The sequence below is a fragment of the Caulobacter sp. P1_B12_2 genome, assembly GCF_056406675.1.
Genome location: NZ_JBFTZS010000606.1, coordinates 1 through 2,172 on the forward strand (window position 1 = coordinate 1; position 2,172 = coordinate 2,172).

2 protein-coding genes are annotated in these 2,172 nt (G+C 74.2%); one reads left to right on the plus strand and one right to left on the minus strand.

What is annotated here, in order from left to right; all coding sequences use genetic code 11:
• On the minus strand, positions 1-836 hold an 836-nt coding region (locus AC1DZ6_RS23930; protein ID WP_477099601.1), incomplete at its 3' end, for a citrate/2-methylcitrate synthase.
• Positions 837-913: 77 nt separating this feature from the next.
• Between AC1DZ6_RS23930 and AC1DZ6_RS23935 the strand changes: the two genes are divergently transcribed.
• The gene (locus AC1DZ6_RS23935; protein ID WP_477099602.1) at positions 914-2,038 is read left to right on the plus strand and encodes a citrate synthase/methylcitrate synthase; all 1,125 of its coding nucleotides are present in this window, start codon (positions 914-916) and stop codon (positions 2,036-2,038) included.
• Positions 2,039-2,172 lie beyond the last annotated feature (134 nt).

Below are 2,172 nucleotides of genomic sequence, written 5' to 3' on the forward strand. Positions count from 1 at the left end.
GCCGAGCCCTGGGCCAGGCGCTCGGCCACGGCCCGCGAAGGCCCGCGCCGCTCGGCCTCGTCGACGAACATCTCCACCCGCGCCGCCATGCCGCCGTGCAAAGGCCCCGACAGCGCCGCCAGGCCCGCCAGGGACGCGGCCGCCAGCGAGGCGCCGGTCGAGGCCGCCACCCGCACCGCGAAGGTCGAGGCGTTCAGCTCGTGGTCGGCCAGCAGCACCAGGGCCCGGCGCACCAGGTCGGCGGCCTGGGCGTCCAGCGACCAGGCGCTGGCCAGCCTTTGGTGGATCGGACCCTCGCCGATCGACCCGGCCACGGCGTCGGCGGCGGCTTCCAGCAGGCCGGCGGCCTCCATCGCCAAGGCCAGCGGCGCGCGGCCCCGCGCCGGCGGGTCGATCCCGGCCCGGGCGGCCAGGGTCGAGAACAGCCGGGCGCGAGGCGTCTCGCCCTTCTTGGGCTTCTTGGGTTCAGGCCCGGTCAGCGGCGCGCCGTGGCCGCCGCGCAGCAGGCGGGCCACCTGCTCCAGGCTGTGCATGCGGGCCAGGTCCACGGCGTCCTGGCCGCGATAGAACAGGCGTCCGCCCTCCACCGTGGTGATGGCCGAGGGCAGCACCGGCTCGCCCCAGGCGATGGCCTCGGCCGCCACGTCGGCGGCGCGCCGGCCCCGGGCCTTCTTGGCCGCCAGGGCCGCGACGTCGGAGGCGCGATAGAGGCTGCGGCGCGGATCGTCGGGATGGGCCGCCGCGCCCACCCGGCCCCGGCTGACATAGGCGTACAGGGTCTGGGCCCGCACCCCCAGCGTCGCCATCGCCTGTTCCGCGTCGATCCATTCGGCCATTTATATTGATTACATTGATCAAGATTGACGATCAAGTACCAAGGGCGTGGATTGGACGGCGAAAGGAGACCTCAATCATGTCCAAGGGTCTTACCGCCGCCCAGCACGCCGGCCATGTCGCCGAAGGCCTGGAAGGCGTCGTCGCCGCCCACACCGTGCTGTCCGACGTCGACGGCCAGGCCGGCCGCCTGACCATTCGAGGCTACGCCGTCGAGGATCTGGCCCATCGCGCCGGGTTCGAGGGCGTGGCCCACCTGCTGCTGGACGGGTTCTTCGACGACCTGCCGTCGGACCTGGCCCCGGCTCTCGGCGCGGCCCGGATCCGCGCCTTCGCCGAGGTCGCCGCCCTGGACGAGGGCCTGGCCCGCCGCGATCCGGTCGAGGCCGTCCGCGCCCTGATCGCCCGCCTGCCCGACGGCGATGGGCTCGACACCGCCCTGCTGCTGATCGCCGCCCCGGCCGTCTTCACCCCCGCCGTGCTGCGGGTCGCCGCCGGCCAGCAGCCGCTCGCCCCCGACGCGGCCCTGTCGCACGCCGCCGACATGCTGCGGATGACGCGCGGCGTTCCGGCCACGGACGGGGAGGCGCGGGCGCTGGACGCCTATCTGGTCACGGTCTGCGACCATGGCCTGAACGCCTCGACCTTCGCCGCCCGGGTCGTGGCCTCGACCCGCGCGGGCCTGACCTCGGCGGTGCTGGCCGGCATCTCGGCCCTGAAGGGCCCGCTGCACGGCGGCGCGCCCGGTCCGGTGATCGAGATGCTGGACGCCATCGGCACGCCCGAAAACGCCGAGCGCTGGATCCTCGGCGCCCTGGCGCGCGGCGACCGCCTGATGGGCTTTGGCCACCGCATCTACCGGGTCCGCGACCCGCGCGCCGACGCTTTGAAGGCCGCGATCCGCCAGCTGGCCCAGACCTCGGGGTCGCTGCCCGGCCGCCTGGCCTTCGCCGAGGCGGTGGAGCAGGCGGCCCTGCGGATCCTGCGCGAGCGCAAGCCCGACCGGGCGCTGGAGACCAATGTCGAGTTCTACACCGCCCTGCTGCTGGAGGCCCTGGGCCTGCCGCCCGCCAGCTTCACCTGCGTGTTCGCCATGGGCCGCACGGCGGGATGGATCGCCCACGCGCGGGAGCAGCTGGCGACGGGCAAGTTGGTGCGCCCGCAGTCGGTCTATGTGGGACCCCGGACGAAGGCGGCGGCGTAGGGGAGCAATCTCCAACATAACAGCCGTCATCCCGGGCCTTGTGCCCGGGACCCCTTTGTCAGCCGCAGGTGCGGATGGGTGGCGCGCTGGCGCGCCAATCTCTCTCACCGTCAGCTGAACTAGGGGTCCCGGGC

Coding starts and splice junctions, on each gene's coding strand:
- AC1DZ6_RS23935 (WP_477099602.1), top strand. CDS start 914: ATGTCCAAGGGTCTTACCGCCGCCCAGCACGCCGGCCATGTCGCCGAA.